Annotated in this window: 20 protein-coding genes; 7 read left to right on the top strand and 13 right to left on the bottom strand. The window is 72.7% G+C overall.

Translation table 11 applies throughout. The annotated features are described in order from the left end of the window. Positions 1-298: 298 nt before the first annotated feature. The 4 genes from ACIBNA_RS00980 to ACIBNA_RS00965 all read right to left on the bottom strand — a co-directional run bounded on the left by ACIBNA_RS00980 (position 299) and on the right by ACIBNA_RS00965 (position 5,001). The gene (locus ACIBNA_RS00980) at positions 299-1,288 is read right to left on the bottom strand and encodes a malate dehydrogenase (protein WP_399163162.1); all 990 of its coding nucleotides are present in this window, start codon (positions 1,286-1,288) and stop codon (positions 299-301) included. A 573-nt stretch (positions 1,289-1,861) separates the two neighbouring features. Further along, entirely contained in the window at positions 1,862-3,106 is a 1,245-nt protein-coding gene (locus ACIBNA_RS00975) for a DUF2690 domain-containing protein (protein ID WP_399163161.1), read from the bottom strand. 397 nt (positions 3,107-3,503) lie between these two features. Beyond that, the gene (locus tag ACIBNA_RS00970; protein WP_399163160.1) at positions 3,504-4,157 is read right to left on the bottom strand and encodes a DUF3017 domain-containing protein; all 654 of its coding nucleotides are present in this window, start codon (positions 4,155-4,157) and stop codon (positions 3,504-3,506) included. Then, complete coding sequence (locus tag ACIBNA_RS00965; protein ID WP_399163159.1) at positions 4,147-5,001, bottom strand: bifunctional methylenetetrahydrofolate dehydrogenase/methenyltetrahydrofolate cyclohydrolase; 855 nt, start codon at positions 4,999-5,001, stop codon at positions 4,147-4,149. Before ACIBNA_RS00965 ends, ACIBNA_RS00970 begins: the two co-directional genes overlap by 11 nt. A gap of 274 nt (positions 5,002-5,275) precedes the next feature. Between ACIBNA_RS00965 and ACIBNA_RS00960 the strand changes: the two genes are divergently transcribed. From ACIBNA_RS00960 to ACIBNA_RS00940, 5 genes are all read left to right on the top strand, one after another. Then, the gene (locus ACIBNA_RS00960; RefSeq protein ID WP_399163158.1) at positions 5,276-5,851 is read left to right on the top strand and encodes a hypothetical protein; all 576 of its coding nucleotides are present in this window, start codon (positions 5,276-5,278) and stop codon (positions 5,849-5,851) included. A gap of 132 nt (positions 5,852-5,983) precedes the next feature. Next, positions 5,984-6,721, top strand: a complete 738-nt coding sequence (locus ACIBNA_RS00955; RefSeq protein WP_399163157.1) for an FHA domain-containing protein — start codon at positions 5,984-5,986, stop codon at positions 6,719-6,721. Between the two features lie 4 nt (positions 6,722-6,725). Further along, complete coding sequence (locus tag ACIBNA_RS00950; RefSeq protein WP_399163156.1) at positions 6,726-8,288, top strand: protein kinase; 1,563 nt, start codon at positions 6,726-6,728, stop codon at positions 8,286-8,288. Positions 8,289-8,391: 103 nt separating this feature from the next. Further along, the gene (locus ACIBNA_RS00945) at positions 8,392-10,143 is read left to right on the top strand and encodes a protein kinase (RefSeq protein ID WP_399163155.1); all 1,752 of its coding nucleotides are present in this window, start codon (positions 8,392-8,394) and stop codon (positions 10,141-10,143) included. A 115-nt stretch (positions 10,144-10,258) separates the two neighbouring features. Continuing rightward, entirely contained in the window at positions 10,259-10,852 is a 594-nt protein-coding gene (locus ACIBNA_RS00940) for an ALF repeat-containing protein (protein WP_399163154.1), read from the top strand. Between the two features lie 48 nt (positions 10,853-10,900). Here ACIBNA_RS00940 and purH read toward each other — a convergent pair whose 3' ends face one another. Beyond that, a complete protein-coding gene (gene purH, locus ACIBNA_RS00935) occupies positions 10,901-12,463 on the bottom strand; it encodes a bifunctional phosphoribosylaminoimidazolecarboxamide formyltransferase/IMP cyclohydrolase (protein WP_399163153.1) in 1,563 nt (520 codons plus the stop codon). After that, positions 12,460-13,098: a phosphoribosylglycinamide formyltransferase gene (purN, locus tag ACIBNA_RS00930; RefSeq protein ID WP_399163152.1), complete on the bottom strand. Its 639-nt coding sequence runs from the start codon at positions 13,096-13,098 to the stop codon at positions 12,460-12,462. Before purN ends, purH begins: the two co-directional genes overlap by 4 nt. Positions 13,099-13,418: 320 nt before the next feature. Here purN and ACIBNA_RS00925 point away from each other — a divergent pair, with 320 nt between their 5' ends. Continuing rightward, a complete protein-coding gene (locus tag ACIBNA_RS00925) occupies positions 13,419-14,195 on the top strand; it encodes a hypothetical protein (protein ID WP_399163151.1) in 777 nt (258 codons plus the stop codon). A 21-nt stretch (positions 14,196-14,216) separates the two neighbouring features. Here the strand turns inward: ACIBNA_RS00925 and ACIBNA_RS00920 are convergent, their stop codons facing one another. After that, on the bottom strand, positions 14,217-15,941 hold the full coding sequence (locus tag ACIBNA_RS00920) for a DUF6350 family protein (protein ID WP_399163480.1): 1,725 nt from the start codon (positions 15,939-15,941) through the stop codon (positions 14,217-14,219). 113 nt (positions 15,942-16,054) lie between these two features. Between ACIBNA_RS00920 and ACIBNA_RS00915 the strand changes: the two genes are divergently transcribed. Continuing rightward, entirely contained in the window at positions 16,055-17,398 is a 1,344-nt protein-coding gene (locus ACIBNA_RS00915) for a sigma factor-like helix-turn-helix DNA-binding protein (protein WP_399163150.1), read from the top strand. A gap of 100 nt (positions 17,399-17,498) precedes the next feature. Here the strand turns inward: ACIBNA_RS00915 and sucD are convergent, their stop codons facing one another. The 6 genes from sucD to ACIBNA_RS00885 form a co-directional block, all read right to left on the bottom strand. Further along, on the bottom strand, positions 17,499-18,383 hold the full coding sequence (gene sucD, locus ACIBNA_RS00910) for a succinate--CoA ligase subunit alpha (protein ID WP_399163149.1): 885 nt from the start codon (positions 18,381-18,383) through the stop codon (positions 17,499-17,501). A gap of 21 nt (positions 18,384-18,404) precedes the next feature. Then, positions 18,405-19,583, bottom strand: a complete 1,179-nt coding sequence (gene sucC / locus ACIBNA_RS00905) for an ADP-forming succinate--CoA ligase subunit beta (protein ID WP_399163148.1) — start codon at positions 19,581-19,583, stop codon at positions 18,405-18,407. Positions 19,584-20,097: 514 nt separating this feature from the next. After that, positions 20,098-21,264, bottom strand: a complete 1,167-nt coding sequence (locus ACIBNA_RS00900; RefSeq protein ID WP_399163147.1) for a hypothetical protein — start codon at positions 21,262-21,264, stop codon at positions 20,098-20,100. 260 nt (positions 21,265-21,524) lie between these two features. After that, the gene (locus ACIBNA_RS00895; RefSeq protein ID WP_399163146.1) at positions 21,525-22,688 is read right to left on the bottom strand and encodes a VWA domain-containing protein; all 1,164 of its coding nucleotides are present in this window, start codon (positions 22,686-22,688) and stop codon (positions 21,525-21,527) included. A 139-nt stretch (positions 22,689-22,827) separates the two neighbouring features. Then, entirely contained in the window at positions 22,828-25,242 is a 2,415-nt protein-coding gene (locus tag ACIBNA_RS00890; RefSeq protein ID WP_399163145.1) for a DUF5682 family protein, read from the bottom strand. A 40-nt stretch (positions 25,243-25,282) separates the two neighbouring features. Continuing rightward, entirely contained in the window at positions 25,283-26,458 is a 1,176-nt protein-coding gene (locus ACIBNA_RS00885) for an AAA family ATPase (RefSeq protein ID WP_399163144.1), read from the bottom strand. Positions 26,459-26,463: the final 5 nt, after the last annotated feature.

Raw genomic sequence — 26,463 nt, 5'->3', positions numbered from 1 at the left:
CACGGATCAGGCATGGCGACGTCGGATCGTGCGAGGTCGGAAGTCCTCCGGCGGCGGGTCCTCGCCCACGCGCCGCACGCTCGGGGACCGGCCGTCGCGGGTGGTGTCCGGGACCGGGCGACCGTCTGCGCCCCTCGACGAGGGCGAACCGGGGTCTGACAACGCCACGCCGGCGACCACGCCCCGGCCACTCGGCGAGGACCGACGCCGAAAACGCCCGCAGGCCCCGTACCGGACGGAACCGGTACGGGGCCTGCGAGGGAACGCGGAGAGACTCCGGTCGGAGGAGTCGGACGACTCAGATGAGGCCGAGGCCGCGGACCGCCTCGCGCTCCTCCTCGAGCTCCTTGACGGAGGCGTCGATCCGGGCGCGGGAGAACTCGTTGATCTCCAGGCCCTGGACGATCTCGTACTTGCCGTCCTTGCAGGTGACCGGGAAGGAGGAGATCAGGCCCTCCGGGACGCCGTAGGAGCCGTCCGACGGGATGCCCATGGAGACCCAGTCGCCCTCGGCGGTGCCGGTGACCCAGGTGTGGACGTGGTCGATCGCGGCGTTGGCGGCGGAGGCGGCCGACGAGGCGCCACGGGCCTCGATGATGGCGGCACCGCGCTTGGCGACGGTCGGGATGAAGTCCTCGGCCAGCCACTTCTCGTCGTTCACGACCTCGGCGGCGTTCTTGCCGGCGACCGTGGCGTGGAAGATGTCCGGGTACTGGGTGGCGGAGTGGTTGCCCCAGATGGTGAGCCGCTTGATGTCGGCGACCGTGGAGCCGGTCTTCTTCGCGAGCTGGGTCAGGGCGCGGTTGTGGTCCAGACGGGTCATCGCGGTGAACCGCTCGGCCGGTACGTCGGGCGCGGCGGCCTGGGCGATGAGCGCGTTCGTGTTGGCCGGGTTGCCGACGACGAGGACCTTGACGTCGTCCGCGGCGTGGTCGTTGATCGCCTTGCCCTGCGGCTTGAAGATGCCGCCGTTGGCCTCCAGCAGGTCGCCGCGCTCCATGCCCTTGGTGCGGGGGCGGGCGCCGACGAGCAGGCCCACGTTCGTGCCGTCGAAGGCGACGTTCGGGTCGTCCGTGATGTCGATGCCCTGCAGGAGCGGGAACGCACAGTCGTCCAGCTCCATGGCCGTGCCCTCGGCCGCCTTCAGGGCGGGCGTGATCTCCAGCAGGCGCAGCTTCACCGGCACGTCCGCGCCGAGCAGCTGACCGGAGGCGATGCGGAAGAGCAGGGCGTAACCGATCTGGCCGGCCGCGCCGGTGACGGTGACGTTCACGGGAGTGCGGGTCATGGCGTTCTCCGTATGACAGCTGGCGGTGGGGCGTCCCTGCCCCGGACGTTTGATCGATCTCTTGGCGTCAAGAGATCCATCCAGCGGTCAGGCTATCGCGCATCCGGGATCCCGGACGGCCGGGTCGGTGTGGCCCACCCCACAACTCACCCCGCACCCGTACAAAAGGCGGCCGCCCGTCCGGGAGAGGTGGACGAAGGCGGCCGCCGGGGGGAACCGACCAAGCCGGACTCCCGTGGGGGTACGGTTCGCGTGCCCCCGATTCCGCCGAGCAATCCTCCCTGCCCGAAATTCCCTCCCGACCGGGCCTCCCGCCACGGCCCCCGGCACCTTGGACAGCCCGCACCGGGCGCTACGGCCGGACGCGACGGGTCCCCCGAACGCGAGACGGCCCGCAGCGTGCCACCGAATCCCGGTGCCTCGCCCCGGAAGCCAGACACCCACCGGGGACAAGGCGACCCGCCGTATGCCGGGCACCCCCGGATCCCACCCTCCCGGCCGGATCCCAGTCCCCCGGCCGACACTCACGCGCCCCGCCAGTCCTCGTACTGGGTGCGGTCGTCCTGCCTCCGTCTACTCCGTGCAGCCCTGCTGGCCGGACGCCAGGGTTGCGCAGGCCTTGGCGTCGGTGGCGTTCTTCACCGAGACCATCGGGGTGTAGGCGATCGTGTCTCCGGCGGCGGTGATGCTTCCGGTCTGCTTCGCCTTGCCCGAGCCGACCTGGACCGCGTCACCCAGTGCCGCCTGGGTGATACGGCCCCAGGCCGCCTTGCAGGTCTCGCTGTAGCGGACCTCGACGACGGTCGTGCCGACGGTCGCGGTCTGGGCCGTGGTCACCAGGTCACCACTGCACCCCATGCTCTCCGCGTCCTTACCGGTGCAACTGTCGCCGCTGCACTTCACGCCGGGCGGCAGATCCGGGGTCGTGCCGGCGGTCGGCGCGGGCGACTTGGTGCCGCCCTTGGCCTCGTCGCCGCCACCGCCACCGGTGAGGTAGAACGCACCGGCGATCACCACGAGCACACCCACGACACCCGCGAGGAACGTCGCGGTCCGCCGCTTGCCACCAGAGCCCCCCGAGCCCCCAGAACCGCCAGTGCCACCAGAACCGCCGACACCACCGGCGCCCGCCGGGACCGCGTCCTGCGGCGGTGCGCCGTACGCGCCCGCACCGGCGCCCGACGTCCGGCCGGTTCCGGTGCCGGCGGCATGCCCGCGGCTCTGGGACGGGCCCTGATACCCGGCCATTCCCCACGAGTTGCCCCCGGTCGCACCGCCCCGGCCACCGCCGTCCTCCCGTGCACCGCTGCCCGTGGAGTCCTGGACCTCGGGAGCCGTCGGCTGCGGCGGCACGGTCGGGGCGACACCGGCCGGGCCCGCGATCCCCGGCGTGACCGTGGCGCTGCCGCTTCTGCCGGCCGGCCGGCCGCCGCCCGCGGAGGCCGACTTGCCGTCGCTCTTGGAGCCGGCCGAGGGGCTCCCGAAGTCCTGCCCTCCGAACTCCCCGAGCGCGGCGCGCGCCTGGGAGATCCGTATGGCCTCCATCGTCATGTCGTGCCGCATCTCCGAGCGGCTCCAGGCGCGCTCGGCGAGCTCCCACATGGTGGTCAGGTGCATCGGGTTGGTCCCGGTCACCTCGGCCAGCGCCACGATCGCGCCCTTGGGCGCGAGCAGCCGGCCGTTCAGATAACGCTCCCACGACGTCTTGCTGTAACCCGTGCGGTCCGCCACCGACGCGATGCTCAGACCACTGCGGTCCACGAGCCTGCGCAGCTGGCTGGTGAACTCCCTGATCTGTGGATCGAGCTCATCCGGCAAGGCCCTCCAACGAGGCATTGCTTCCCCCCTCTTCCCCCCGGTCGTGCTTGTGTTTCCCGCGCTGTTCGCCCCGCGCGATGGCGGCCTTGGCCGAGTCCCCGTTCTGGCTACCCACAGGGATGCGCCCACTCAGGATCTCAGTTCCCTGAGCGGGGGCGCACAGAAGCACGGGAGCCGCGCGCGATACACCCTGGACCGTCCCGATTGTCCATGCCAACCCCGTGGTTGCACCACTTCGTGCCGAATCTGCCGGAGGAAGTACCGCACCCAGTACCGGAACCGTCACTTCCGTGCCACAGCGCTCTGACAGCCGTTGAACAGGCTCTTCGCCGTGCAGGAAGGTGGGCCGTGGCGGCGGCCCGTCCTTCCTCGGGGGAGAGGACGGACCGCCGTCCGGTCACTCGCTGGTGACCGTGAAGTGCAGCGTGTCCTTCAGGAACGGGATCTGGAGCCAGGGATTCGGCTGCGCCATCATCGCCAGCAGGACGATCACCAGGCCCATGACGCCGTACGTGACGATGTCCGTGAACCGGGAGCGGACGGCGAGCATGCCGACGTCCGGCAGCAGCCACCGCATCACGCCACCGCCCAGCAGGGCGATGCCGATCAGCAGTGTCCCGAGCCGGAACTGACCGAACGCGGTCACCAGCAGCCCGAGTCCCACCAGCCCCAGCACGGCGAGGACGGGCCACTGCCGGGCCGGTGCGAACGCGTCCCCGGACGCGGCCCGGCCACCGCCCTCGGGCCGCGCGGTGTCCTTGGTGAACAACGGAAAGCGCCGGGTGACCCGCCGCGGCCGCCCCTCGGCATCGGGCGCGCTGACGGGATCCCGCACGGTGAGATCGCCGTCCTCGTCCCGCACCGCCGGCTCGGCGTCACCGTCGCGCGCACTCGGCGCGTCCTGTTCGCTCTGTACGGCCTGCGCGCTCCGGACGGCCGTGACACCCTCCGCGCCCGCACCGTCCTGCGCGCTCCGGCCGGCCGGGGCACTCTCCGTGTTCCCGGCGCCCGAGGCGCTGCCCGCGCTGCGCGCGTCCCGTTCAGCCGACACTGCGCTCCGCCGCCTCGACCACGTTGACGAGCAGCTGGGCGCGGGTCATCGGCCCGACCCCGCCGGGGTTCGGGGAGATCCAGCCGGCGACCTCGGCCACGTCGGGGTGGACGTCGCCCACGATCTTGCCCTCGGCGCTGCGGGAGACGCCGACGTCGAGGACGGCCGCGCCCGGCTTGACGTCCTCGGCGCGGATCAGATGGGCGGAACCGGCCGCGGCGACGATGATGTCCGCGCGCTTGAGGTGCGCCGACAGGTCACGCGTGCCGGTGTGGCACTGGGTCACGGTCGCGTTCTCGCTGCGCCGGGTCAGCAGCAGCGGCATCGGCCGGCCGATGGTCACACCCCGGCCGACTACCACGACCTCCGCGCCCTTGATCTCCACGCCGTAGCGGCGCAGCAGGGTCAGCACGCCGTTGGGGGTGCAGGGCAGCGGGGCCGGCTCGTTCAGGACCAGGCGGCCGAGGTTCATCGGGTGCAGGCCGTCAGCGTCCTTGTCCGGATCCATCAGTTCCAGGATGCGGTTCTCGTCGATGCCCTTGGGCAGCGGCAGTTGCACGATGTAACCCGTGCAGGCCGGGTCCTCGTTCAGCTCGCGGACGGCCGCCTCGATCTCCTCCTGCGTCGCCGTGGCCGGCAGCTCACGCTGGATGGAGGCGATGCCGACCTGCGCGCAGTCACGGTGCTTGCCGGCGACGTACTTCTGGCTGCCGGGGTCTTCCCCGACCAGGATCGTGCCGAGGCCGGGCGTGACGCCCTTCTCCTTCAGCGCCGCCACGCGGGCGGTCAGATCGGACTTGATCGCGGCTGCGGTGGCCTTGCCATCGAGAATCTGGGCGGTCATGGCCCCATCCTCGCGGATGACCCGCCCGCGGTTCCAATCCGGCCGCAATCCGGGCACCGCGGGGCCCGTCCTCCCGTATCCGCCCATGATCAGCGATGTTGCACTTGCACAACACATCGGGAATGCGGCTGGACAAGCCGGTCAGTGGTGAAGAACGATGACCTGACAAGTGCCGCGGGCAGTTCAACGGGGGGACGGCCGCAATCTGAAGACATGTCCTCCGTACGGATGCCACGCGTCGTCCCCGCACTCGGACCAACGGAGGAAAGCCCCCATGAGCTACGGCGACCCGAACAACCCCTACGGCGCTCCCCAGGGACAGCCGCAGCAGCCGGGCTACGGCTACCCGCAGCAGCAGGGGCAGGCCCCCGGTTACGGCTACCCGCAGGCCCCTCCGGTGTCCCCCTACGGCGGGCCCGCCGCGCCGACGACGATGCCGGGCTCGGTGAACGCGGCCAAGGTGATGATGTGGGTCATCGTCGGTCTCCAGGTCCTCGGCGTGGCGTTCTGCGCCTTCGCCGCCGTGGCCCTCAACGCCGCGAAGGACGAAGAGTCCCTCAAGGACAACACCGCCTTCCAGGACCTGGTCGGCCAGTCGACCGGCGTGATCTGGGGCTACGTGGTGTTCGGCCTGGCCTGGCTGGTGTTCGCGGCCGTCCTGGCGACGAAGTTCAAGAACGGTGGCAACGGCGCCCGCGTCACCATCCTGGTCTTCGCCATCATCACCGCCGTCCTCGGCATCTACCCGTTCATCCTCGTGGGCCTGGTGCACACCGTCCTGGCCATCCTGGTCGCGGTGTTCGTCGGCAACGCCAATGGCAAGGCCTGGTTCAACCGCCCCCGTTACTGAACGGACCCCGGCGAGCGGACCAGTTCACGCCAATCACATCCAAGGGCCGTGTCTCACCCGTACGAGGGGGGCACGGCCCTGGTGCGTCGCCCTAGTCTGGCGGTGGTAGCTGTCAGGCACGGGGAGAGCACCTTGTACAGCATCATCGTGGTACCTCCGCCGACCACGGAGGACGAGCGCGACCGCAGCCAGATCAGACTCGCGCCCGGCGAACGCCTCACGTTCGGCCGGTCCGCGTCCGACAACGGCCTCCGCATCACCCACGACGGAGTCTCCCGCCGGGCCGGTGAGATCACCGCGCACGGCGCCTTCTGGATCCTCAGCAACCTCAGCCGCGAACAGACCTACGTGGTGGAGAACCCGGAGGGCGCGGGCGAACACGTCAAGGTCGCGCCCGGGCGGCTGGACGCGCCGATCCCCTTCGAGTTCTCGCGGATCGTGCTGCCCGCCGCCGGCGACCTGCTGGCGCTTCAGGTCTGGGCGCCGCGCCACGACTACCTGAGCGGCACGGGCGGCCTCGACGGCGCCACGACCGCACCGGCCTTCTCCCTGGACCGCAGCAAACGCTACTTCGCGGTGCTGGCCGCCCTGTGCGAACCGCGCCTGCGCGGCACCCCGCACGCCCCGCTGCCCACCATCGACCAGGTCGCCGACCGCCTGCGCCCCGCCTGGCCGGCCGCGTCCCGCACGTCGGTGCAGTGGAACATCGACTACCTCGCCGTGAAACTGCGCCTCAAGCCGGGCCCGGAGAGCGCGGACACCGGCCCGCGGCTCAACGGCAAGAAGGAGTCCCTGGTCTCCCTCGCGCTCCGCTTCGACCTGGTCCGCGAGGACGACCTGGGCGTCCTGGCCGGCCCGTCGGGCCGGTGACCCGGTGACCGAGCCGTACGCCGTTGCGGTGCCGAAGGGCTACCGGGTCGGCGTCTGGGAGGTGCGCGAGCCCCTCGCGACCGGCGCCTTCGGCAGTGTGTACGCGGCCCGGCGCACCGGCGAGAGCACGGAACTGCCCGCGACGGCCGCCCTGAAGTTCCTGCCCACCGGCACGGCCACGCCCCGCCGGCTGACCCATCTGCGCGAGCTGATCGAGCGGGAGGTCGAGCTGTACCGGCGGCTGAAGCATCCGCGGCTGGTGCGGATGTACGAGACGCTGACGGTCGACGACCCGGGCCGCCCGGAGCTGGACGGCGCCACCGTCCTCGTGCTGGAGCGGGCCGAGGGCTCCTTGTCCGCCCTGCTCACCGCCACGCCCCGGCCCGAGGCCGGTCCCGCGCTGCTCGCGCAGATCTGCGAGGGCCTGGCCCAGTTGCACGGCGCCGGCTGGGTGCACGGCGACCTGAAGCCGGCCAACGTGCTGCTGATGGGCGACGGTTCGGTCCGCCTCGCCGACTTCAACATGGCCGCCGAGCTGGAGGGCACCCACGCCTACACCCCGGCGTTCTCCACCCCCGACTACACCCCGCCCGAGCTCCTGTGGACCGAGATCGGCGAACGGGGCCGCCGGATCCGCCTGTCCGCCGACGTATGGGCCTTCGGCGTCCTCGCGCACCTCGTCCTCACCGACTCCTTCCCGCTGCCCGGCGCGACCCCGACGGCCCGCCGCGACGCGGCCGCCGCCTACGCCCGGGGCGCCGACGAGCTGCGTCTGTCGCCCGAACTGCCCGATGACTGGCGGCAGATCATCTCCGCCTGCCTGACCCGCACCCACCAGGACCGCATCTCCGGCGAGACCCTGCTCGGCCGCGTCCGGGCGGCCGCCGGCACGGGCCACCGCTCCTTCCGCCTGCCCCGCCTGCGCCCGGCCCGCCGCCGCTCCCGCCGTACGGCGGTCCTGGCGGCCGGTGTCGCCGTCGCCGCCCTCGGCTACGGCGTCGCCACCTGGGCCGATCCCGGCGACGGCGGCGGGGACAAGGCCGGCGAGACCCGCAAGGTGACGCCCGCCGCCTACGGCGCCTTGGAACTCCGCACCGACAAGGGCGTCCCGGTCGCCTACCGGCGGCTCATCGTCGACTCGGCCCACGACTGCGTCCAGCCGGAGATCACCCCGGCGCTCATGGCCGCGATGCTGAAGGTGGAGAGCGACTTCGACCCCGATCTCTCCGACCCGGACGCGGGCGAGGAGGGCGAGTACGGCATCGCCCGCTGGACCCCGAGCATCCTGCGCTGGTGGATCCGGGCCGACGGCGTCCCCGCGAAGGAGACCCCCAGGCCGCCGCTCACGCCCTCCGAGTCCATCCCGGCCATGGCCCGCTACCTGTGCTTTGCCGAACCGCGTCTGGAGACCGGACTGCGCGGCGACCGCCGGGTGCTGGTCGCCGCCGCGTACCGGACGTCGTACAAGACGGTGAACAACGCGGGCGGCGTTCCCCCGAAGTACCGCGACTACGCCGCCCGCGTCGCCCACTACCTCAAGGAGTACACCCCGGCCGCGAAGAAGTGACCCTGAGACTTCACAGGTACTCCCCCGGCGCCGGTTACGTCGGGCGGGAAGCCTGCTTCCGGTACCGTTTCCGGAATCGCTGCCAGGACCAGCCGGGGGATCCATGTCAGACGCCGCCTTCGCGCAGACCGGTGCGGTGCCGCTGCGGCCCGCCGATCCGGTGCGGGTCGGACCGTACGTACCGCTGGGGCTGCTCGGCAGCGGCGGCATGGGCCGGGTCTACCTGGCGCGGCAGGGGGACGGGACGCCCGGGCTCGCCGCGGTGAAGGTCATCCGGCCCGAGTACGCCGAGAACACGTACTTCCGGCGCCGGTTCGAGCGGGAGGCCACCGTGCACGCGCGCGTGGGCGCGCCCTACACACCGGAGCTGCTGGGCACGGGCTTCGAGCCGGACAGCGAGCTGCTGTGGATGGCGACCGTGTACTTACCCGGTCTCAACCTCGCGGAGGCGGTGCGTGAATGCGGCGTCCTGCGACCGGAAGCCGCCTGGCGGCTGGTGGGTGATCTCGGGCGGGCGCTCGGCGCGCTGGCCGCGACCGGGATCGTGCACCGGGACTTCAAGCCGTCCAACGTTCTCCTGACTCGACAGGGCGCACATGTCGTCGACTTCGGCATCGCCCAGGCCGTCGACGCCAGCGCGATCACCACGACCGGCAACCGCGTCGGCACGCCCGCCTACATGTCCCCCGAGTACCTCAGGGACGGCCGCTGCGACTCGGCCTCCGACGTGTTCTGCTTCGCGAGCACGGTCGTCCACGCGGTCACCGGACACGCCCCCTTCGGCGACGGCACCGGCGTGGACGTCCTGCACCGCATCGCCTCGGAGGAACCGAACGCGGAGGTCATGGCCGAGGTGCAAACGGCCGACCCGGCCCTGGCCGCCCTCCTCACGGCCTGCCTCTCCAAGGACCCGGCCCTGCGCCCCGGCCCCCGGGACCTGGTCGACGCGGCCTTGTCCCGGCCCCGGTCCGCCTCCTGGCAGGAGCCGCTGGACAGCCGCATCCTGGCCCGGCACCAGGCTTACGAGGTGCTGCGGGACAGTCCGTTGCCGGCTCGGCGCGTGCAGCGGGCGGTGGGACATCCGGCGGCGGCTGCGGGGCCGGGGTTCGGGCCGCCCGCATCCGCCGGACCGGCGCCCGCATCCGCCGGACCGGCGCCCGCATCCGCCGGACCGGCGCCCGTATCCGCCGGGTCGGCTCCCCTAGCCCCCGGGCCGGCGGCCGGAACTCCGGCCCGGTGGCGGCTGAAGCCGTACGCCGCCCTCGCCGCCCTGCTCACGGTGTGCGCCGTCGCCGCCCTGACGGCCTTCCTCGCCACCCGCCCTTCGTCGACCGGCGACACCGGCTCCGCCGCCCCCACGGCCAGCGCGTCCCGCGACGGTCACGACCAGAGGGCCCTGCCGGGCTTCGACCGCCCGGATTCCTCCTCACCGTCCAAGCAGGTCCCTGAGAGCGAGGGGACGCCGGCCGGCACCGCGCCCAGCCCCACGGGCAACGAGGCCGAGGCGGACACCCGTACCACCACCCCCGCTCCCTCGCCGAAGACGACGCGGCCCCGGCCCTCCGCGACGGAACCGCCGAAGACGCCGACCGCCCCGGCGAGGCCCCCGTGGCTCACCGACTGCACCTACTACTCCGGCACCGAACTCACCCGGCGCGGCGATGTCGGCCAGCGCGTCGTGCAGGTGCAGTGCATGCTGACCAAGCGCGGCTACGACGTGGGCGGCGCGGGCGTGGACGGCCAGTTCGGCAAGGACACCGCCGTGGCGGTGCGCGTCTTCCAGCGCGCCAAGGGGCTGGACCCCGACGGCAAGGTCGGCCCCAGGACGTGGGCGGCGCTGCGCTCCCCGACGTGAAAAATGGCGCTGCTGAGCGCGGCGGGGAATGTGAGGATGTCCGCACCGGGGCCCAGGCACCTGCCTTGGCACGCCCCGGCCTCACCAACTCCCTTGACCCTAGGCAGGTTCACACATGAGACCCACCCGCGGTGCCCTGATCGTCACCGCCGCCCTGACGCCGGCCCTCCTGCTCACCACCCCGTCCGTCGCCGCCGGCACGGCCCCGGCGACCTCCGCCGTGACCGCCACGGCGGTGACGGACGGCACGCCGGTCGACGAGATGTCGGTGGACGATCTGCGGATCGCGATCCTGCGCATCATCACCGACGAGGACAGCGGCCGGGGCGTCGTCAGGGAGGCCAACGAGGCCCTCGACGGCACGGTGGAGGACATGCGCGCCTTCCTGAAGACGGGCTACCGCCTCGCCCAGGCCGAGGACGACCGCGTCGCCATCGTCCGCATCCTGAGCGACCCGGACTCCGGCCGGGGCGTCAAGAGGGAGGCCACCAAGGCCCTCGACGTGAACACCCCGGAAGCGCTGCGCACGTTCCTGGAGACCGGCTACCGCCTCGCCCAGGCCGAGGACGACCGCGTCGCCGTCGCCCGCATCCTGGCCGATCCGACCATCAGCGACGCGCTGCGGGCCGCCGCCGAGGAGGTCATCGACGGCACGCCGGAGGAGCTGCGGTACTTCCTGGAGGTCGGGCGGTACGAGGTGGACGGCTGAGTCGTCCGGAGAGCGGGCCGGCGGTGCCGCCGACCCGCTGCGCCGCCGTCAGTGGAAGAAGTGCCGCGTCCCGGTGAAGTACATCGTGATGCCGGCCTTCTGCGCGGCCTCGACGACCAGCTCGTCGCGGACGGAACCGCCGGGCTGCACGATGGCCTTGACGCCGGCGGCGCCCAGGACGTCGATGTTGTCGGGGAACGGGAAGAACGCGTCCGACGCGACGTAGGAGCCCCGGGCCCGCTCGGCCCCGGCCCGCTCCACCGCCAGCTTGCAGGAGTCGACCCGGTTGACCTGCCCCATGCCGACGCCGACCGAGGCACCGTCCTTGGCGAGCAGGATCGCGTTGGACTTCACCGCGCGGCAGGCCTTCCAGGCGAAGGCGAGCTGCTGGAGCTCGTCGCCGTCCAGCGCTTCGCCGGTCGCCAGCGTCCAGTTGGCCGGGTCGTCGCCGTCGGCCTGGAGCCGGTCGGTGACCTGGAGCAGCGTGCCGCCGTCGATGGGCTTGACCTCGACGGGGTTCGACGGGCCCTGAGGGCAGCGCAGCACGCGGATGTTCTTCTTCTTGGTGAGGGCTTCGAGGGCGCCGTCCTCGTAGTCCGGCGCGACGATGACCTCGGTGAAGATCTCCGCGACCTGCTCGGCCATCTCCTTGCTGACCGGGCGGTTGACCGCGATCACGCCGCCGAACGCCGACAGCGGGTCACAGGCGTGCGCCTTGCGGTGCGCCTCGGCGACGTCCGCACCCACCGCGATACCGCAGGGGTTGGCGTGCTTGATGATCGCGACGCAGGGCTCGGCGTGGTCGTACGCGGCACGGCGGGCGGCGTCCGTGTCCGTGTAGTTGTTGTACGACATCTCCTTGCCGTGCAGCTGCTCGGCCTGGGCGAGGCCGCCCGTCCCGGAGACGTAGAGGGCCGCGGGCTGGTGCGGGTTCTCGCCGTAGCGCAGGGTGTGCTCGCGCTCCCAGGTGGCGCCGAGGAAGTCGGGGAACACGGAGTCGTCGGCGGGCGCGTAGGAGGAGGCGAACCAGGAGGCGACGGCGACGTCGTACGCGGCCGTGTGCTGGAAGGCCTCGGCGGCGAGCCGCTTGCGGGTGACGAGGTCGAAGCCGCCGCTCTGCGCGGCGGACAGGACGTCGGCGTAGCGGGCCGGGCTGGTGACGACCGCGACCGAGGGGTGGTTCTTGGCGGCGGCCCGGACCATCGAGGGCCCGCCGATGTCGATCTGCTCCACGCACTCGTCGGGCGTCGCGCCCGAGGCGACGGTCTCGCGGAACGGGTAGAGGTTGACCACGACGAGGTCGAACGGCTCGACACCCAGCTCGGCGAGCTGCCGCTGGTGGTCCTCCAGGCGCAGGTCGGCGAGGATGCCGGCGTGGACCCGGGGGTGCAACGTCTTGACGCGGCCGTCCAGGCACTCGGGGAAGCCGGTGAGCTCCTCGACCTTGGTGACCGGGACGCCGGCGGCGGAGATGCGGGCGGCCGTGGACCCGGTGGAGACGAGCTCCACACCGGCCTCGTGCAGGCCGCGGGCGAGCTCCTCCAGCCCGGTCTTGTCGTAGACGCTGACGAGCGCCCGGCGAAGGGGCCGCTTGTTGCTCTCGGCGGTCACTGGATAACTACCTTTCGTCCCTCAATGCGATAGCCGTTGCGGGCGAGCCGCCCCACGACCTCGACGAGCAGCCTTCGCTCGACTTCCTTGATGCGCTCGTGCAGAGCGCTCTCGTCGTCCTCGTCCCGGACCTCGACCACGCCCTGGGCGATGATCGGTCCGGTGTCGACGCCGTCGTCGACGAAGTGGACGGTGCAGCCGGTGACCTTGGCGCCGTACGCGAGCGCGTCCCGCACGCCGTGGGCCCCCGGGAAACTGGGCAGCAGGGCGGGGTGCGTGTTGACGAACCGCCCGCCGAACCGCGCGAGGAACTCCTTGCCGACGATCTTCATGAACCCGGCGGAGACGACGAGGTCCGGCTCGAAGGCGGCGACGGCCTCGGCGAGGGCGGCGTCCCACTCCTGGCGGCCGCCGTAGTCCCTGACCTTGCGCACGAAGGTCGGCAGCCCGGCGCGCTCGGCGCGCGCCAGCCCCTCGATGCCCTCACGGTCGGCGCCGACGGCCACGATCTTGGCCCCGTACGCCTGCACACCGGCGGCGTCGATCTCGTCGAGGAGCGCCTGAAGGTTGGTGCCGGATCCGGAGACCAGCACGACGAGGCGCTTGGCGCGCTGGGCCACGGGCTTGGCGGCCACGGTGGGGGCCTTTCTCGGGAAGCGTCTGTCCAGGCGGCCGGCCTGTGGCGTTTGTACATTCATACGAATGCTTCGCGTCCCCGGATACGGGGAAGCCTACGAACCGGCCGACCGTCAGCAACGATACCGGCACACCGGGCAGCCCCCACGGGACGGGGGCATGGCCGGAAGGTAGCGTCTGGGCGGAGCCGGTTCGGGAACGCCGTCCGGACGCGATGCGTTCAGGAGGTGTCGGACCCGGGTCCGACACCGTTCAGTTCTGTCCACTCGTTCCTGCCCACCGACTCATTCCTCCTCATCAACGGGAAGACGCTCACTTGATGCCGGACCGCAGCATGCGACTCCTCACGTTCCCCCAGCTCTCGGCGCAGGGAGGGGAGCGCGGCAGCGTGCTGCTGCGGGAGCGCCCCAGCTCACCACCCGACGCGCCTTCGGACGGCGACCGCGGCGACGAGCGAGGGCGCGGCTCCCAGGAGGACAACCCCTTCGCCCCGCCGCCCGAGGGCACCCCGGACCGGCCCTGGCAGCCGCGGCGCCCGTCGGGTGACGACTCCCCGGACGGCGGCGAGGGCGACCGCGCGCCGTGGGGCGGGCAGTGGAGCGACCGGCAGCCCGGCCGCTCCTCCGGCGGCTTCGGCGACCGCCCCCGCGGCGGCCCCGAGGGCCCGGGCGGCCCCCAGGGCGGCCAGAACCCGCGCTGGGACCCGACGGACCCCGCCCAGCGCCGTGCGCGCTATGCCCTGCTCTCGGGCATGTGGGCCTTCTTCTTCGCCCTCTTCAGCTGGCCGTACGTGGCACTGCTGCTCGGCGCGCTCTCCCTCTACTGGGGCATCAGCGCCCTGCGCGCCAAGCCCCGCAGGGCCGACCCGGACTCCCCGGTCCCCGAGCAGCCGGGCCGCCCCCACACGACGGCCGCGGTGAGCGGCCTGGTCACGGCGTCCCTGGCCATCGCCCTGGTCGCCGCGTCCTTCACGGCCCAGCTGGTCTACCGCGACTACTACACCTGCATGAACGACGCCCTCACCAACAAGGCCAAGCAGTCCTGCACGGAGCTTCTGCCGAAGGACCTGCGGGGGTTGCTGGGGGACAACGGCTGACGGGCGGCCTGCCGCGCTGCTTCAGGGGCTGTCCGGCTTGGGGACCGGGTCGTGCGGGGGCGGGAAGTCGTACGTGTCGTCCTGGTCCTGGAGGTCGTACAGGGTGTCGTGGTCGAAGGGGGCGTAGAGGGCGTCCGGTGTGGGGGGTGAGGTCTTCGGCTTCGCGTCCCCGTCGGGCGGGGAGGCATCGCCTCCTGCGGCTGGAGCGCTTCCGGTGAGCCCGGCGCTCCCTGCATCCCCGGCGATACCGGCGATACCGGTGCGTGTGAACCAGCCCCGGCCAGGGCGCGAGCCCTTCCGCAGTCGGCTGACCTTTCGGGCATCCGCGGCCGGACCCTCCCGCTGCTTGCCGATTGTCGGCCCGTCCGCCTGAGACGCCCGGCACCGCCAGGCCCGTACGGTCACCGCCGTCGGGACGGCCACCAGCACCAGCCACGCCAGCGTCGCCGCACCCACCTGCCACCACACCGGCCCGAACCGGGCCAGGACGGTGACCCCGAGCGGCCCGCCCGCCACCGCGGCGAGCCCCGCCAGTACGGCCGCGCACAGCACGGCCGCGAGGGCGGTGGCACGGGCGGTGCGCCCCGGCGACCAGACGACATCGCGCCCGCCGCCCGGCCGCGTACCGCCGCGCTCCGCGGAGGCCGCCCCCTTCGCCACGACCCGGCCGACGACCACCCCGGCGACCACCGGCACGGCCCCGGCCGCCACCCAGTGCACCAACCGCCCCTCCCCCGCCTCCGGCACCGCCGCCAGCAGCGGAAACGGCGGGAGGAACGGAGCCGGCGCGGAGGACAGCGGGCTGACGACGTGACCGGTGCCGAGCGCGAAGCCGGGGCCGAGGGCGTAGGCGGCGGCCCACACCGCCGCGTTCGGCACCAGGGCCGCACACAGCAGCAGCACCGCGAACCGTCCCGACCACCCCTCCGTCAGCCGCAGCAACGCCGCCTGGGCCGCCGCACCGTGCCCCACCAGCGACAACGCCACCAGCAGCGCACCGCCTCCGAGGAGCACCGCCGCCCCGGCCGCCGCGGCCCGGGTGGCGACACCCGGGCGCCCGTCCGGCCCGAGGAGCAGCGGCCGTACTCCCACCGGCAGCACGCCCAGCAGCCGCCGCAGCGGCCCGCCCGGACGGCCGTACGCCGACCACACGCCCGCCCCCGCCGCCACCACCGCGACCAGCGGCACGCACACCCCGGTCCACACCCACGACGGCCGCAGCGCACCGCCCGCGGCGTACAGGGCGGCGGGGACGGCGACGGCGAGGTAGCCGAGGACGACGCCCGTCCAGGCGGTACGGACGGAGACCAGCGGCGGTTCCGCGATCACCGCGATGCCCTGCGCCTCCTCGACACCCGAGTCGAAGCCGTCGTCGGTGCCGTCGTCCCCGTCCACCGCCCCGCCGTCGGTGGCGTCCCGCGCCGCCCGGTGCAGCAGCCACACCGGCAGGGCGAGCAGCAGCAGCGGCGGGACGCCCACGGGGGCCGGGACGCCGGCGAGCGTGTCGGTGCGGACCAGTTCGGCTCCGTGGGCCAGCAGCCACAGCGCCGCCGCCACGTGCAGCGCGCCGCCGGGCCCGCTGTCGGGGTACGGCGAGGTGATCCACAGCATCATCACCAGTACGGCGAACGACGCGAGCCCGAGGCCCGCCGCGACCGCACCCCCCATGAGGGCGCCGACCAGTCCGGGCGAACGGTCGCGCATCCGGGTGAGCAGGGGCGACGGCGGACGGCGGCGAGCGGTCATCTCGATCACGCCGCCATGCTCCCAACGACACGCGCTTTCCCGCCGTAACAGGCGAACCACCGTTGTGTCGCTCAATATACGTTTATGTACTTTTCTGTACGGAGGGGCGCCCTGTGACACAGAGCCCTGCCGTCCCGCTTCCCCCGCCCAAGGAACGCCGCCGCCTGCGCGAGGCCGCCTCGCTGACGCGGGCTCAGCTGGCCTCCCGGGTGGGTGTCACCAGCGAGACGGTGCGCGGATGGGAGACCGGCCGCTCGACGCCGCGCGGCCGGAAAGGGGAGAAGTACGCGAAGCTGCTGAACTCACTGGGCGCCCAGGCGGAGGTGACACCGCCTCATGCGGAGCGCAAGGCCGCCACCGCGAGCGATCGCAGCCGCCCCTCGGCCGGGGACCGCGGCCGCGCCTCCGGCAGGAACCGGGGCCGCAACTCCGTCACGGACCAGGACCGCACCACAGCCGGCCACCGAAGCCGCGCCTCGACCACCGAACGCAGCCGCGTCGCCCACCGGAACCACGCCATCGGCACCGACCGCGGTCGCACCCCCGTCGCCGACCACCGTCACACCACCTTCGCCGACCGCGGCCACACCACCGGCACCGGCCGACTCGCCGTCCCCGCCCGCGCAGCAACCCCGCGGCGGCCGGACGACTCGACCGCCGCCCTGACCCCCGATCAGGCCTTCGACGCGCTGTACGCGTCCAGCGCGCCCGCACTCGTCCGGCAGACCTACCTGCTGACCGGCCGCCGCGAGCTGGCGCGGGAGGCGGTCGAGTGGGCCTTTCACATCGCCTGGCAGCGCTGGCCCGAGGTGGCCCGCGACCGCGACCCGGCGAGCTGGGTGCGGGCGGTGGCGTACGACTGGGCCCTTTCCCCGTGGCACCGGCTGCGCCCCCGCTTCCGGCACCCCGAGCCGCCGCCCTCCGACGCGTTCGACCGCGCGCTGCTGGACACCCTGCTGAAGCTGCCGCCCTCGTACCGCCGCACGCTGCTGCTGCACGTCGGTGTCGGTCTCGGCCTGTCGGAGACGGCGGCGGAGACGGAGGCGAGCAGCCGCGCGGCCGCGAACCGGCTGATGCACGCGCGGGAGGCGGTCGCCGAGCGGCTGCCGGAGCTGGCGGACCCGGAGGTGCTCCACTGGCGGCTGGTCGAACTGGCCTCCATCGAGCGGCTACGGGCCGCCAAACCACTGGACGTGCGCCGGACCGGGGAACGCCGGGCCCGTTTCTGGACCCGGGCCGCCATCGCCTTCACGATCGCCCTGATCGGAGCCACGGCCCTCACCGCCCGCACGGCCCCCACGCACTACGAGCCACCGGTGCCGCAGGGCGTGCCCGTCCAGGGCGTGCCGCCGCCGGTCGCTCCCGGACCGCTGTCGGAGTCGGAGCGGGAGCTACGGGCGAAGCTGCGCGAGGAGGAGCTGCGGGGGCCGGTCCGGCTGATGCCGCAGCCACACTGACGCCTGCTTCCGCCAAAAGGCGGTGGGCCCGCCCCCGTGCGGGGAGCGGGCCCACCTATGAGCTGTGCTGTGCGACTGAGCCGTAGGGCGCTGCCCCTGCTCAGCCGGCCAGGATCGCGCGCGCCAGCTTCGCCGTCTCGGTCGGCGTCTTGCCGACCTTGACGCCGGCGGCCTCGAGGGCCTCCTTCTTCGCGGCGGCCGTGCCGGAGGAGCCGGAGACGATGGCGCCGGCGTGGCCCATGGTCTTGCCCTCGGGCGCGGTGAAGCCCGCGACGTAGCCGACGACCGGCTTCTTCACGTTCTCCTTGATGAAGGCCGCGGCCCGCTCCTCGGCGTCGCCGCCGATCTCACCGATCATGACGATCAGGTCGGTGTCGGGGTCGGCCTCGAACGCGGCGAGGGCGTCGATGTGCGTCGTCCCGATGACCGGGTCGCCACCGATGCCGACGGCGGAGGAGAAGCCGATGTCCCGCAGCTCGTACATCATCTGGTACGTCAGCGTGCCGGACTTCGACACCAGGCCGATGCGGCCCGGCTTGGTGATGTCGCCCGGGATGATGCCGGCGTTCGACTGGCCCGGCGTGATGAGACCGGGGCAGTTCGGGCCGATGATGCGGGTCTTGCTGCCCTTGGACACGGCGTACGCGTAGAACGCGGCCGAGTCGTGGACCGCGATGCCCTCGGTGATGACGACCGCGAGCGGGATCTCGGCGTCGATGGCCTCGACGACGGCGGCCTTGGCGAAGGCCGGCGGGACGAAGAGGACGGATACGTTCGCGCCCGTCTTCTCCATCGCCTCGGCGACCGTGCCGAAGACCGGGATCTCGTTGCCGTCGATGTCGACCGACGTGCCCGCCTTGCGCGGGTTCACGCCACCGACGATGTTGGTGCCGTCGGCCAGCATGAGCTTGGTGTGCTTCATGCCCGTGGCACCGGTCATGCCCTGGACGATGACCTTGCTGTCCTTGTTGAGGAAGATAGCCATGGCTGTTTAGTCCCTCGTCCCTTACTTCGCAGCCGCGAGCTCGGCGGCCTTGTCGGCCGCGCCGTCCATGGTGTCCACACGCTGTACCAGCGGGTGGTTGGCGTCGGAGAGGATCTTGCGACCCAGCTCGGCGTTGTTGCCGTCGAGACGGACGACGAGGGGCTTGGTGACTTCCTCGCCCTTGTCCTTGAGCAGCTGCAGCGCCTGCACGATGCCGTTGGCGACCTCGTCACAGGCGGTGATGCCGCCGAAGACGTTGACGAACACGGACTTGACGTCCGGGTCGCCGAGGATGATCTCCAGGCCGTTCGCCATGACGGCGGCGGAGGCGCCACCACCGATGTCGAGGAAGTTGGCGGGCTTGACGCCACCGTGCGCCTCACCGGCGTACGCGACGACGTCCAGGGTGCTCATGACGAGACCCGCGCCGTTGCCGATGATGCCGACCTCACCGTCGAGCTTGACGTAGTTGAGGTTCTTCTCCTTGGCGGCGGCCTCGAGCGGGTTGGCCGCGGCCTTGTCCTGGAGCGCCTCGTGCTCCGGCTGACGGAACTCGGCGTTCTCGTCCAGGGAGACCTTGCCGTCCAGGGCGATGACGTCACCGGAGGCGACCTTGGCCAGCGGGTTGACCTCGACCAGGAGGGCGTCCTCCTTGATGAAGGTGTCCCACAGCTTGACGAGGACGTTCACGACCTTGTCGGCGACCTCGGCCGGGAACTGCGCGGCCTCGACGATCTCGCGGGCCTTCGCCTCGGTGACACCCTCGTTGGCGTCGATCGGCGTCTTGGCGACGGCCTCGGGGCGGGTGGCCGCCACCTCCTCGATCTCCATGCCGCCCTCGACGGAGGCGATGGAGAGGAAGGTGCGGTTGGCACGGTCGAGGAGGAAGGAGACGTAGTACTCCTCCAGGATCTCCGGGGCCGTCTCGGCGATCATCACCTTGTGGACCGTGTGGCCCTTGATGTCCATGCCGAGGATGTTGGTCGCATGCTCGACGGCCTCGTCGGGGGTGGCGGCGAGCTTCACGCCACCGGCCTTGCCACGGCCGCCGACCTTCACCTGGGCCTTGACGACGGACTTGCCACCGAGGCGCTCGGTGGCTGCGCGGGCCGCCTCAGGCGTGTCGATGACTTCACCGGCCAGCACCGGTACATCGTGCTTGGCGAAGAGGTCCCTCGCCTGGTACTCGAACAGGTCCACGCGCTTCCGTCCCTATCAGTGATCTCGCGGTTCGTTGTCTGCGTGGGCGTGCCGCGAGGGCAACGTGACGTCCGCTGTCTGTCACAAGGGAGGCGCACACGGTGTCCGAGCGCGCGGCATGTCCGTCTCGCAGGTTATCGCTGCTTGCGGGGGGCCTCTAAATCGAGGGTCACACCTGAGCGGTGATACCTGTCACATGATGCCGCACTCTCTGGCACGGCGTGCCTGGGGTGAGGGGCCTCACCGGGCTGGGGTTGACCCGGTGAGGCCCGTGCGACACCCCCGAAGGAGCACAAAGGCCCTGTTCAGAGCCCGGCTCTCCGGGGCGCGGGGTGGTTGGTCCCCACCCCAATGGGGACCAACCGACCCCATCCACGAGCTTTCGGCCTCGGGCGACCGACGGTTTTCGGCCGTCCGGAGGCGATGCCTCGTGGAGTCGGTGGGTGAGGGCGATGGTGAGAGACCGAGGGCGGTACTGGTGGAGCGGCACCGAGGAGCGGCTGGTCTCCCCGTGCTAGCCGGGGAAGACGGGGATGTCCCGGTGACCGTCCCGGGTGCCGGCCGCGCAGGAGCGGGCCGCGACACCGGGCAGGAGTCTCAGCGGGGCCCGATGGCTCAGGGTGACGGCGTGCGGTTCGCCGTGGCGCGATGTGCTGTGGTCGGCCGTGGACCGGTGGCCGAGCGTGCCGTCAGGCCGGCCTGCGGGCCCGTGGCCGCCCGGGGCAGGTCCGACGTGGGCGGACTGGCCGGCGTGCTCTGCGCGTCTGGTGTGGCCGGCGTGCTTTGCGCGGCCGACGTGGCCCGCGTGCTCTGTGCGGCCGGCGGCGTGGTGCTCGACGCCGCGCACTACGGTGTCCGACTCCGCAGCGACTGACTCCGTTCCACTGGTCCGTCCGACGGTGGCAGGGGCGTCGGCCGGGGTCGGTGCCGTCCTGCCCGGCTGCGGATCGGGTGTGACCGGGGTGGGGAGGGGGTGGCTCGGGAGTGGGGGGTGGCTGGGGAGTCCGGGAAGCGCGGGAAGGGCGGGCGCTCCCGGGAGCGTGACTTCACCGGCGGGGGGTTCGGGCGGGAGGTCCGACGGCCTCGGCAGGTCGGGGAGGCCTGGGAGGCCTGGGAGGCCTGGCAGCATGGGCAGTGCGGGCGCGTCCGGCAGCACCGGCAGCGTCGGCGGCTTCGGGGCCGTCGGCGGCTTCGGGGCCGTCGGCGGCTTCGGGGCCGTCGGCGGCTTCGGGGCCGTCGGCGGCTTCGGGGCCGTTGGCGGGTCGGACGGTGGGGGCAGCTCGGACAGCGCCGGCAGCTTGGGCATGGCCGGCAGCTTGGGCAACGGCGACGCAGAAGACGAAGACCGCTCCTTCGCCTGCGCCGCTCCCAGCTCCTTGCTCACCGCCTCGCCGGTATGACCAGCCGTCCGCACGACCCGCTCACCCACGGCTCCCGCACCGGCCCCCGCGAGGGGAGCGCTGCCGACTCCGGACACGGAGTGAGGACCAGGCGAGTCGATCCGCCCGGCCGTGCCGTGCGTCAGCGCCCGTACGCCGTCCGTCGCATGCGCCCGCTCCCCGCACAGGAGCCCGATGACGAGCACCCCGCCCACCAGCAGCGCCACTTGGAGCACACGCCACCCGGCCGCTGTGCGCAACACGCGCACAGCGGCACCGGGCAGGGCTGCTGACCAGGTCAAGAGGGGGAGCTTCCTCCCGTGCTACGGAACAAGTGCGGAACGCATCACGCGTTACGAGCAACGAGTCGGCACAACGCGGTACTGCCCGGCGCGGCGCGACACACCGCCGAGCAGGCGCCGATCCTCGCACGGGAGTGCGGAGGTTGCGCAAGCCCTTCCCCGCTGATGGTCAGTCATATCCCTTTTGCTGACCGAAGTTGGACGACGATGCGTCGACAAGTCGCCATCTGGCCGCCCTCACCACCACGGCGCTCGGCATGTCACGCCGCATCCGGTATCGGCAGCGGACGCTTCTCGATCGCCGCCGCCATCACCTCCGGGAACAGATCCGGCGTGCAGGCGAACGCCGGTGCCCCCAGCGCGGCGAGCGCGGCCGCGTGCTCCCGGTCGTACGCCGGCGCCCCCTCGTCCGACAGCGCCAGCAGCGTCACGAACTGCACCCCCGAGGCCTTCATCGCCGCGACCCGCTTGAGCATCTCGTCCCGTATGCCTCCCTCGTAGAGGTCGCTGATCAGCACGACCACCGTCTCGGCGGGCCGGGTGATCTGCGACTGGCAGTAGGCGAGTGCCCGGTTGATGTCCGTGCCGCCGCCCAACTGTGTCCCGAACAGGACGTCGACGGGGTCGTCGAGCTGGTCCGTGAGGTCGACGACCGCCGTGTCGAAGACGACGAGTCGCGTGGAGATCGTCCGCATCGAGGCGAGCACCGCTCCGAACACCGATGCGTACACGACCGATGCCGCCATGGATCCCGACTGATCGATACAGAGGATGACCTCCTTCTTCGTGGACTGGGACGCCCGCCCGTACCCGATCAGCCGCTCCGGCACGATCGTTCGGTACTCGGGCAGGTAGTGCTTGAGGTTGGCCGCGATCGTGCGGTTCCAGTCGATGTCGTGATGGCGGGGCCGGTTGATCCGGGCGCTGCGGTCGAGAGCGCCGGTGAGGGTGGCCCGGGTGCGGGTGGCGAGCCGCTTCTCCAGGTCCTCGACGACCCTGCGCACGACGGCCCGTGCCGTCTCCTTCGTCGTCTCGGGCATGGCCTTGTTGAGCGACAGCAGCGTGCCGACGAGGTGCACGTCGGCCTCCACCGCCTCCAGCATCTCCGGCTCCAGCAGGAGCGTCGCGAGACCGAGCCGGTCGATGGCGTCGCGCTGCATGACCTGCACGACGGTGGACGGGAAGTACGTCCGGATGTCCCCGAGCCAGCGCGCCACGGACGGCGCCGACGCCCCGAGCCCCGCCGAGCGGTCCCGGCCTCCCTGTTGCTTCTCCCCCTTGCCGTAGAGCGCGGTGAGCGCTCCGTCCATCGCCGCGTCCCGCCCGGACAGTTCGCAGCCGGTGCCGTCCGCCGCTTCGCCCCCGAGCACCAGCCGCCACCGCCGCAACCGCTCCCGCGCCGGGTCCGTCACCTCGGCCGTCATCCGCGTCCTCCCTTGCGAGGCCGCTCCCACAGCGGGATCACCGGCACGGCCGCCGTCGGCCGGACTTCCGCCGGCGAACCGTTCCTGATCGTGTCTCCCGCTTCCGCGCTCGGAGCCGGCCGCTTCAGTCCGTCGGTCGTCATCCCGTCACCCCCACCAGGTCATTGCCGATGTGCTCTTCCCCTTCGTCCAGCCCGAGCAGCAGCCGCACGACCGGCAGCACGGCGTCCGCGCGCACCGTGTCGAGCTCCGCCGCGAAGCCGGGTATGCCGGAGCCGGCTCCTGCCGCACTGCTCCCGGCCCCCGGCCCGCGCCGGACCAGTTCGCCGAGGGTCCGCCGCACCCCGGGCTCGTACGCCGAGAACGTCCGCCGCAGCAGGGGCAGCACGTCCGTGAACGCCTCCGCCGGCACCCCGGTCAGCCACGCGTCGACCAGCCCGAGCAGCCGCTCGTCGTGCACCAGGAGCATCCCGCCCCCGGAGCCTCCTCCGACGAAGCCCTCGATCCACGCGGCCGCGTCCGCCGGTGGCGTGCCCGGGGACAGGACGAGCCCCATGAGGCGCGCCGCCTCGTCCAGCGCCAACTCCCCGTCGTCCAGCAGGAGCCGGACGGCACGTCCCCTGATCACTCCGGGCACGGTGTCCCGCCCGCACAGCACACGCAGCACCGACTGCCAACGGGCTCTCAAGTGACCTTGTCCCGCTGCGGGGGCGTCCCCGAGGAGCCCCACGGCCCCGTGCACGGCGTCGACATGACGCCGCATCTCCTCGGCGGCGTCCGCGTCGAGCGCGGCGCAGGCAGGGGGCAGGCCGACGAAGACCCGCTCGGCCAGACCCGCCGCGACCTCTCCCAGGGCCCCGGTGTCCGTGCCGCGCACATCGCCGTAGCGCAGGGAACGGACCAGGGCAGGCAGTGCCTGGGCCAGCTGGCCGACATCCGTGTCGAGGGCCGCCCGGTCGGCGAGGATCCGCATCACCGTCGGCAGCGCGTCGGGCAGTTCGGCCAGCAGGCAGCGCTCGGCGAGTGCGGTGACGTCGGCGAGACCCTGCGCGGCGACGGCGTCCGCCTCGGCCTTGGCGGTCGCGGCGGACAGGACGGTCGTCCCCCACACCCCGGCCTCGGCGACCCGCACGGACAGCTCGGGCTCCCAGCGCAGCCGCCATGTCTCCCGGAACGTGCCCGTGCTGCCCCGCGAGGCGGCCGGTTCGCCCCACGCGATGCCGAGCAACCGCAGCCGGTGCAGCAGTCTGCTACGGGCGGCGTCGGTCTCCTTGCGCAGGTCGAGCTCCAACTCCCGCTCAAGCGCCTCCGGCTTCAGCCGCAGCCGGCGCTGAAGCCGGGCGAGGTCCCGCTGCAACGGAACCGCCGGCGCCGTCGGCGGCACCTCCCCCAGCACGTCCCCCACGACCAGCCGGTCCCGCACCAGCGCCAGCGGCACGTCCGAGCCCTCGCACATCACCGCCCGCACCGCGTCGGTCGTCTCGCTCAGGCCGGGCAGCGGTCGGCCGCGCATCGCGGCGAGCGTCTCGGCCAGCCGCACGGCCTCGATGACGTGCGCGGAGGAGACGAGCCGGTCCTCGGCGCGCAGCAGCCCCGCCACCTTGGTCATCCACCGCTCGACCGGCCGGTCCGGGGCGCTGAACAGGTGTCCGTACCAGCCCGGCGAGTCGATGCCGGCGCCGTAGCCGCTCATCCGGGACAGCCGGCGGTGCGTCCACGGCACCCAGGTCATGTCCGCCTTGACCTTGGCCAGCCCCTTCAGCAGCGCCTTGTCGGCGGCGACGGTGGTCTTCCGCCGCAGGGCGGGCACATGCCACGCCCCGCACACGACGGCCACGCCGTCCTCGAACTCCCGCTGCGCGGCCCGCACCTGGAGCCGCATGTACGCCTCGCGCACCAGGTCCCGGTCGTGTCCCCCGCTGCCGTAGGCCTCTCGCAGCGCCCCCATCGCCTCCTCCAGCACGGTGAACGGCGCGAGCGCGTCGCCCTTCCCCACGCCCCGGTGCTCCACGACGTCCTCCCACCACCGCTCCGGGTCGTCGTAACCGGCGGTCTCGGCGAGCACCCCGAGCGGATCGACCCGCAGGTCGGCGGGGCCGGGGCCGGGGTCACCCTCGCTGTCCGCCGTCTCGGCGTCCGCAGGAGAGTCCCCCTCCACTGCCGCCTCGTCCTCCTGCCTTCCCCAGGCCAGCGTGTGCGTGGCAGGCAGGTCGATGAAACGGGCCGGGACGTCGTGTTCCAGGGCCCAGCGGATGGCGACCCACTCCGGGGAGAACTCGGCCAGCGGCCAGAACGCCGAACGGCCGGGCTCGTCCACGGCGTGGGCGAGCAGGGCGACCGGCGGCCGCATCTCCTCGTCGGCGGCGAGCGGAATCAGGGCATCGGCCTCGGGCGGCCCCTCGATCAGCACGACCCGCGGCCGGGCCTCCTCCAGCGCCGCCCGCACCGCCCGCGCCGACCCCGGCCCGTGATGCCGCACCCCGAGCAACAACGGCCCCGCCCCGGCCGCCCGGCCCTCAGCCTCTTGTACGCCCGTCACGTGTTTCCCTCCCATCCCATACCCGGCCCCGCGGCCGACCCTCGCCCCGCGTCGCTCACACGCTCACCTCCCGGCAGGCGCGATAGAAGTCCTTCCAGCCGTCCCGCTCGCGGACCACCGTCTCCAGGTACTCCTGCCAGATGACGCGGTCGGCCGCCGGGTCGCGGACCACCGCGCCGAGGATGCCCGCGGCCACGTCGCCCGGCCGCAGCACGCCGTCGCCGAAGTGGGCTGCCAAAGCGAGCCCGTTGGTGACGACGGAGATCGCCTCGGCCGTGGACAGCGTGCCGCTCGGTGACTTCAGCTTCGTCCGGCCGTCGGTCGTGACCCCGTCGCGCAGCTCGCGGAAGACCGTGACGACCCGGCGGATCTCGTCGAGGCCGTCGGGCGCGGCCGGCAGGTCGAGGGAGCGGCCGATCTGGTCGACGCGGCGCGAGACGATGTCGACCTCGGCCTCGGGGGTCTCCGGCAACGGCAGCACAACGGTGTTGAACCGGCGGCGCAGGGCGCTGGACAGGTCGTTGACCCCGCGGTCGCGGTCGTTGGCCGTGGCGATCAGGTTGAAGCCGCGAACCGCCTGCACCTCCTGGCCCAGCTCCGGTATCGGCAGGGTCTTCTCCGACAGGATCGTGATGAGCGTGTCCTGCACGTCGGCCGGGATACGCGTCAGCTCCTCGACCCGGGCGGTCATGCCCTCGGCCATGGCCCGCATGACCGGGCTGGGCACGAGGGCGTCGCGGCTCGGGCCGTGGGCGAGCAACTGCGCGTAGTTCCAGCCGTACCGGATGGCCTCCTCCGGTGTGCCGGCGGTGCCCTGCACCAGCAGCGTGGAGTCGCCGCTGACCGCCGCGGCCAGATGCTCGGAAACCCAGGTCTTCGCCGTGCCGGGCACGCCGAGCAGGAGCAGGGCGCGGTCGGTGGCGAGCGTGGTGACGGCGACTTCGACGATGCGGCGCGGGCCGACGTACTTCGGTGTGATCACCGTGCCGTCCGGCAGCGTCCCGCCGAGCAGGTACATCGCCACGGCCCACGGCGACAGCTTCCAGCGGGCCGGACGCGGACGGTCGTCCTGCGCGGCCAGCGCCGCGAGTTCGCCGGCGAAGGCGTCCTCGGCGTGCGGCCGCAGTGCTTCCGCCTCGGTTACGTCCGCGGGTGCGCCCGCCCCCGCGTTCGCGGGCGCGGACCCGTTCTGGCTCGGGTCGACGGACGTCGGTTCTACGGACACAGGCATGGCTG

The organism is Streptomyces sp. NPDC050164, from assembly GCF_044459945.1.
Taxonomy (GTDB): domain Bacteria; phylum Actinomycetota; class Actinomycetes; order Streptomycetales; family Streptomycetaceae; genus Streptomyces; species Streptomyces coeruleorubidus_A.
Note: the sequence above shows the minus strand (reverse complement) of the source record. Positions and strands in the feature narration are given on the sequence as shown.